Annotated in this window: 5 protein-coding genes, 2 tRNA genes and 2 pseudogenes; 4 read left to right on the forward strand and 5 right to left on the reverse strand. The window is 36.8% G+C overall.

Annotated features, from left to right (window positions below):
- The 4 genes from ACI4WO_RS06760 to hemW form a co-directional block, all read left to right on the forward strand.
- The coding region (locus ACI4WO_RS06760; RefSeq protein ID WP_439806798.1) for a dockerin type I domain-containing protein at window positions 1–697 on the forward strand (697 nt) is incomplete at its 5' end.
- A 156-nt stretch (window positions 698–853) separates the two neighbouring features.
- Entirely contained in the window at window positions 854–2,656 is a 1,803-nt protein-coding gene (gene lepA / locus ACI4WO_RS06765) for a translation elongation factor 4 (RefSeq protein ID WP_439806799.1), read from the forward strand.
- Window positions 2,657–2,762: 106 nt separating this feature from the next.
- Complete coding sequence (locus ACI4WO_RS06770; RefSeq protein ID WP_439806800.1) at window positions 2,763–3,080, forward strand: hypothetical protein; 318 nt, start codon at window positions 2,763–2,765, stop codon at window positions 3,078–3,080.
- The gene (gene hemW, locus ACI4WO_RS06775; protein WP_439806801.1) at window positions 3,080–4,162 is read left to right on the forward strand and encodes a radical SAM family heme chaperone HemW; all 1,083 of its coding nucleotides are present in this window, start codon (window positions 3,080–3,082) and stop codon (window positions 4,160–4,162) included. The genes ACI4WO_RS06770 and hemW overlap by 1 nt, the downstream gene beginning before the upstream one ends.
- A gap of 228 nt (window positions 4,163–4,390) precedes the next feature.
- On the opposite strand, the gene ACI4WO_RS06780 is transcribed toward hemW, so the two are convergent.
- The 5 genes and pseudogenes from ACI4WO_RS06780 to ACI4WO_RS06800 all read right to left on the reverse strand — a co-directional run.
- Window positions 4,391–4,465: transfer RNA gene (locus ACI4WO_RS06780), tRNA-Glu, on the reverse strand.
- Window positions 4,466–4,469: 4 nt separating this feature from the next.
- Window positions 4,470–4,545 (reverse strand) — tRNA-Lys (locus tag ACI4WO_RS06785).
- A gap of 152 nt (window positions 4,546–4,697) precedes the next feature.
- A pseudogene (locus ACI4WO_RS06790) lies at window positions 4,698–5,729 on the reverse strand (3-deoxy-7-phosphoheptulonate synthase); the annotation flags it as partial.
- A 156-nt stretch (window positions 5,730–5,885) separates the two neighbouring features.
- Window positions 5,886–6,857, reverse strand: coding sequence for a glycosyltransferase family 2 protein (locus ACI4WO_RS06795; protein WP_439806802.1), 972 nt, complete (start codon window positions 6,855–6,857; stop codon window positions 5,886–5,888).
- Between the two features lie 126 nt (window positions 6,858–6,983).
- A pseudogene (locus ACI4WO_RS06800) lies at window positions 6,984–7,336 on the reverse strand (hypothetical protein); the annotation flags it as partial.

Raw genomic sequence — 7,336 nt, forward strand, 5'->3', positions numbered from 1 at the left:
TCAGGATACAGAATCTTTAACGCCTGAAGATTATTACAATAATATTAAGTTTGGTGATATTCAAATATGGTATAATTTTAATTATAATCGAGATGATGTTTCTGATTCAAGGTTTAGCTGTGCATATGATACCAGTATAAATGATGACTATGTTCCTTTCCAGACTGAAAAACAGCTTAAAGAAATTCTTGATGTTGATGGCTTTGATGTAGGTGACAGTCCCTTATTTGTAAATACAGGGGAACGTTATTGGTGGCATTGGTCAATTGGTGACGGTACATCTGTAAAGATAAGTAAGGATGATATAACAACCGGATACACTATAGATGAAAAAGGTTATTATTCAGGAAATACGGAACAATTTTATATATCGAATGAAACCCTTGATGAATTTGTTGTTAAATGTGCTAAAGTAGGTTATTGTTTAAATCAGGTTATGCTCTTTTCTTATTGCGGAGAGCCGGGGTATGTTCCAGCAACTGCTGGTAAACTTTACGGCGAAGCCAATGAAGACGGAATTTTAAATATCATGGACGCTTCATTTATTGCCCGCAAGCTTGCCCAGCAAAAGGGCAGTGAACTGCCTGAAACAGCTGATTTCAATGCAGACGGTGAAATTGACATAAGAGATGCCGCAGACATAGCTCAGTTTATGGCAGCAAGAGCTGCAGCACAGGCTGAGGGATGGATTGAATAATATAAGTACTATGAAATTTAAGGAAGCCTTAAAAGGGCTTCCTTTTTGCTATAAAAACCTCATATATGAAATTCTGAAAGCAATATCAAATCTGGTTTACAAATTTCTGTTTTTATGATATAATAATTTTAAGTATAAAAACAGGAGGAACAAAAATTGGCAAATAAAAATATCCGCAATTTTTGCATTATTGCTCATATAGATCACGGAAAATCTACTCTTGCTGACAGAATTCTTGAAAAGACCTATACAGTTGCACAGCGTGATATGGAAGAACAGCTTCTTGACAACATGGATATCGAAAGAGAACGTGGAATTACTATCAAGGCTCGTGCTGTAAGATTGAATTATAAGGCTGAGGACGGAAACGAATATGTTTTTAATCTTATAGATACTCCGGGACATGTTGACTTTAATTATGAGGTTTCACGTTCTCTGGCTGCATGCGAGGGAGCAATTTTAGTAGTTGACGCATCTCAGGGGATTGAAGCCCAGACTCTGGCTAACACATATCTTGCTATTGAACATGATCTGGAAGTTCTTCCGGTTATAAATAAAATTGATTTGCCTTCTGCCGATCCGGAAAGAGTATGTGAGGAAATTGAAAGCGTTATCGGCATTCCGGCAATGGATGCTCCAAGAATTTCCGCAAAGGCAGGAATAAATATTGAAGCAGTTCTGGAAAAAATAGTTAAGGAAGTTCCGCCGCCGCCGGGGGATGACAGCAAGCCCCTTAAGGCACTGATTTTTGACAGCTATTATGATGCATACAAGGGTGTTATTATATATGTACGAATTAAGGACGGCTGTGTAAAAACAGGAGATACTATTAAATTAATGGCAACTGGTGCTGAATTTACTGTTGTTGAAGCAGGATATATGGACGCCGTAAATCATATAAATATGGGAAAGCTTTCTGCCGGAGAAGTTGGTTATATTTCCGCTTCTATAAAAAGTATCGGAGATACTCAGGTGGGTGATACCGTTACAAATGCAGAAAACCCTTGTGATGAGCCGCTTCCGGGATACAGAAAAGTTAATCCTATGGTGTATTCTGGTATTTATCCCGCAGATGGTGCTAAGTATGAAGATCTGCGTGAGGCTCTGGAAAAGCTGCAGCTAAATGATGCTTCTCTTTCCTTTGAACCAGAAACATCAATTGCTCTTGGGTTTGGTTTCCGATGCGGATTTCTGGGACTTCTTCACATGGAAATTATTCAGGAACGCCTTGAACGTGAATATAATCTTGATCTTATAACTACTGCTCCGTCAGTTATTTACCGTGTAACTATGACAAGCGGTGAAACTGTATATATTGATAATCCGACTAATTTTCCCGATCCGGGACTTATTTCAAATGCAGAAGAACCTATGGTCAAAGCGGAAATTTTAGCACCGTCCGAATTTGTTGGGAATATTATGGAGCTTTGTCAGGAACGCAGAGGCACTTTTAAGGATATGAAATATCTGGACGAAACCAGAGTAGCTATTCATTATGAACTGCCTTTAAATGAAATAGTATATGATTTTTTTGATGCACTGAAATCACGAACAAAAGGATATGCTTCCTTTGACTATGAGCTGATAGGTTATGCTTCATCTAAGCTTGTAAAGCTGGATATACTTCTCAATGGCGATATTGTTGATGCACTTTCATTTATAGTACATGCCGACCGAGCATATACAAGGGGAAGGAAAATGGTTGAAAAGCTTAAGGAAAATATTCCGAGACAGCTTTTTGAAGTACCTATTCAGGCTGCCATCGGCGGAAAAATAATTGCCAGAGAAACTGTTAAGGCACTGAGAAAGGATGTTCTTGCAAAGTGCTACGGCGGTGATATTACACGAAAGAAAAAACTTCTTGAAAAGCAGAAAGAGGGTAAAAAGCGCATGCGTCAGCTGGGCACTGTAACTGTACCTCAGGAAGCGTTTATGAGTGTATTGAAATTAGATGAATAATTACAAATCTGTCCGTATTTCTATGTGTACAGGTTTTAAGGTGAAAATACACTGTTGCCGCTGAGCGTATTTTTGCTGGAATATAAGCGGCAGAATGGAGTTTCTAATGAAAAAATATGCATGTCCGCATTGCGGAGAAAGAACTATCAGTCCATTAAAGAAAGCATTTGCCGGAACTCAGAAATCAAAAGGGGTTATTTGCCCTAACTGTGGTCAGCACTGTACAAATGGTATGAAATCGTCAATACTGCATACTGTAACAGATTCGATAATGCTTATAATAGTTATTATATTTTATTTTGTTATGCCAAGTGGAACGAATTTCTTTTATATGGCGGCAACGATAATTATAACATATATAGTTAACAGAATATTTGATGCATTTTTATTTCCGCTTGCCCCCAGTTTGCGGCTTGATTTATAATGAATAAAATTGGAATTTATATACATGTACCATTCTGTGGAGTTAAATGTCCATACTGTGATTTTTATTCAACTTCATATAATTTGAAAAATGCTGAAAAATATACGGAATCAGTTATTCGGGATATTCAAAATCTGCCTGATTTATATGCTGATACTGTGTATTTCGGTGGTGGTACTCCTTCTTTGCTGCCGACTGATTTTATTGAACAGATTCTTTGGGCACTTAAAAAAAACATTAATCTGGTATGCCCGGAAATTACAATTGAAATAAATCCATGTACAGTAAATAAGCAAAAGCTGGAAAAATATCACGATATGGGAATTAACCGCTTGTCTTTCGGCGTACAGTCTGCAATTGACAGCGAATTAAAGCTTCTGGGACGAAAACACACGTTTGAAAGTTCTTCCGAAATTATAAATACGGCTTGTAAAATCGGATTTAAAAATATATCATGTGATCTTATGATTGGCCTTCCGGGACAGACTGCTGAAAATCTTCTATATTCCATTGATAAGCTTGCCGGACTTCCGATTCAGCATATTTCTTCGTATATACTTAAGATAGAGGAAAATACGCCGTTTAACTGTTCCGGTATTATTAATAAAATGCCGGATGATGACTATGTTTCTGATCTTTATCTTATAATGGTCAAAGAACTTCAAAATTATGGCTTTTTTCAGTATGAAATATCGAATTTTTCCAGATCAGGTTTTGAAAGTAAGCACAATTTAAAATACTGGAAATGCATGGAATATGTAGGCATTGGTCCGGCAGCTCATTCATATTATGATAATAAGAGATTTTTTATCACTCCTGATCTGAATAAATATATAAATTCACCTGAACCAGAAATTACTGTTACAGACTATAATCCGGGTCAGACAGATGAAAGAATTATGCTTGGTCTGAGACTTACAGACGGAATAAATGTCAATGATTTTCCCGATTTAAAAGCGAAACTTATTAAAAAAGCGTGTCTGCTTGAAAGCAATGGATTAGTGAAGATTGATAATGATATTATTAGTCTTACACCGGAAGGATTTTTGCTGTCTAACAGCATAATAAATGAATTCATATAATACTAATCTCCCATCAACCTAATGAAAATCTTGCCCGCTATCATTCCGTCACTCTGCGTTGTCCTCCCTTGACTTGCGTCAGCAAGCCTGCGGTCGGTCGCCTTGATTGACGAAACGATATTAGACAATCTTTTCATCAGAATGATGAGGAATTAGTATCAGAAGGAAATTTTTATATAATAAAAAATCCGAAAACAATACATTAGTACTGTTTTCGGATTTTTTTATTGGTGACCCGTACCAGAATCGAACTGGTGTTGCCGCCGTGAGAGGGCGGAGTCTTAACCGCTTGACCAACGGGCCGTTATGGTGCACCATCGGGGGCTCGAACCCAGGACCCACTGATTAAGAGTCAGTTGCTCTACCAACTGAGCTAATGGTGCAAATTAAAAGTTGAACTTCAACTAAAAAATATTATATCATATTTTTTTTGATATGTCAAGAGAAAAATTGAAATTTGTGAAAAAACTTCATTTTTCTAAGAAAAAATGAAGAGTATGCATTTCAAAAAGCATACTCTTTTAAATTAAATTTATTAAAGCTGGTCAGCAATATCAAGAATAAGACGTTCAGTTTTTTCCCAGCCAAGACATGGGTCTGTAATAGATTTTCCATAAACACAGTCTTCAACTGACTGGTTGCCGTCTTCAATGTAGCTTTCGATCATAAGTCCCTTTACGAAATTCTTAATATCATCAGAATGTCTGCGGCTGTGAAGAACCTCTTTGCTTATTCTTATCTGTTCAAGATATTTCTTTCCGGAATTGGAATGATTTGTATCAACAATAACTGCTCTGTTGGCGAGATCCTTTTTGCAGTACAGCTCATAGAGAAGTCTCAGGTCTTCGTAATGGTAATTCGGAATTGTCTGACCGTGTTTGTTTACCGCACCTCTGAGAATTGCATGAGCGTAAGGATTTCCGTCAGTACTTACTTCCCAGCCTCTGTATAAGAAGTTATGGCTGCCCTGAGCGGCAGTAATTGAATTAAGCATTACTGAGAGATCGCCGCCTGTAGGATTTTTCATACCAACAGGAACATCCATACCGCTTGCTGTAAGTCTGTGCTGCTGATCCTCAACAGAACGTGCACCCACTGCAACATAGGAAAGCAGGTCGAAAAGATATCTGTAATTTTCAGGATACAGCATTTCATCAGCACATGTAAGCTTTGTATCAGCTATAGCTCTTGTATGCAGATGGCGGACATGAATCAGTCCTTCAAGGATATCTTCGTCTTTTGTAGGGTCAGGCTGATGGATCATTCCTTTATAACCTTCACCAGTAGTTCTTGGCTTATTTGTGTATATTCTCGGGATTATAATGATTTTGTCTTTTACCTTTTCCTGCATTACTGCCAGACGTCCTACATAATCCATAACAGGTTCTTCCTTGTCTGCCGAACAAGGACCGATTATAAGCAGAAATTTATCTGAATTTCCGGTAAATACATCAATGATTTCCTTATCTCTTTTTTCCTTTGTTTTCAGTACATCCTCCGGCAGAGGGTACATGTCACGGATTTCCTCAGGTGCTGGTAATTTTCTTTTAAAATTCATACTCATTGTATTATTTCTCCTTTTATATAAATAGCACTTGTTTGCTTTAAATGGTTAAAGCGGACTTTTCGGTAATAATGCCCCAAAAGTACAACTTTCAGGGCAGAAATATTACTTTTTAAGTATATCATATATTTTTACAAATGTCAACAAGAAAATCTATTTTTATAAATTTTTACTTTTTTGCTGCTCCTTGCATCTGTACGATCGGCGGAGAATATAAATCGGACGATTTTTTGCTTCAGTATATGTTTTGGACATATATATTCCCACAATACCATTGCAGAAAAGCTGTATTCCGGCAATAAAGCACATAATGCATACTAACGACGGCCAACCTGAAACGGGATCTCCAAATATCAGTTTTCTGGCGATTATGAAAATTATCATAATAAAAGCCAAAAGACAGAAAAGTAATCCGGCAAAGGATGAAATTACCAGAGGCATAGTTGAAAAAGCAACTATGCCATCAATGGCATATATAAAAAGTCCCCAGAAGGACCATTTGGTGGTTCCGCTTACACGCTGAATATTTTCAAATTCAAGCCATTTTGTTTTATAGCCAACCCATGAGAAAATACCTTTTGAAAATCTGTTGTATTCTTTAACTGATATTATTGCGTCAACCATTTGTCTTGTCATCATACGGAAATCTCTGGCACCGTCAACAATATCTGTCTGGGAAATTTTTCTGATAATTTTATAAAACTGTCTGGCAAAAAAGGAACGTATTTTTGATTCACCTTTTCTTGTAACTCTTCTTGAGCCTATGCAGTCATATTCGCCCTCTTTAAGGGTAGCATACATTTCTTCTATCAGTTCAGGCGGATCCTGCAAATCGGCATCAATAATTACCACATAATCTCCGTCGGACTGTTCCAGACCGGCATACATAGCCGATTCTTTCCCGAAATTTCTGGAAAATGAAAGATAGCTTACATTAGGATCCTTCTGGCTGTATTCCTCCAGAACTTTTAGTGTATCATCCGATGAACCGTCATCAACAAATAAATATTCCATATCTATATCATATTTTGATTTCATTGATTTATAAACTTTATTTATTGCGTCCAGAAAATACGGTATAGTTTCTTGTTCGTTATAGCATGGAATAATAACTGTAATAAGGTCTGACATGGCGTTCTCCATTCGTGTAGTGTTTTTTAATCAGTAATTTTTATTATTATAGCATATTTTATAAAAAAGTACAACTTTTTATAAACAATTATAAAATTTATTGAAAGAATTTCGAAAAGTAAAGGTTTATACTTTTACTTCTGCGATGCTTTGAGTTACCGCACGGCAATATTCTGCAAATGGGTATATTCTTTTTAGTTCTTCCGCACATTTTTTTGCTGCTTCTTCATTATTGAATATCCCGAAAACGGAAGAACCGCTTCCGCTCATTACTGCAGCGTCTGCACCATGTTTTTTCATAAAGTTTTTTATATTGAAAACATCTTCAAGCTGAGTTACTTCCTCAAAAATATTGCCGCAGCATCCACAGTTTTGCAGAAATTTGCCTTTATCAATTTCTTTAAGAATTTTTTTTGTTTTTATTTGTAAAATCCTTGCAGGCACAGACGATTTTCGTCTTGCCGCCCACATCGTAGGTC

Origin of the sequence: Porcipelethomonas sp., from assembly GCF_051893655.1 — a bacterium.
Classification (GTDB): Bacteria; Bacillota; Clostridia; order Oscillospirales; family Ruminococcaceae; genus Porcipelethomonas.

What these genes read in the sequence shown, in the direction of transcription:
- ACI4WO_RS06770 (WP_439806800.1), top strand. Translation starts at nt 2,763, where the DNA reads ATGAAAAAATATGCATGTCCGCATTGCGGAGAAAGAACTATCAGTCCA.
- hemW (WP_439806801.1), top strand. Translation starts at nt 3,080, where the DNA reads ATGAATAAAATTGGAATTTATATACATGTACCATTCTGTGGAGTTAAA.
- ACI4WO_RS06795 (WP_439806802.1), bottom strand. Translation starts at nt 6,857, where the DNA reads ATGTCAGACCTTATTACAGTTATTATTCCATGCTATAACGAACAAGAA.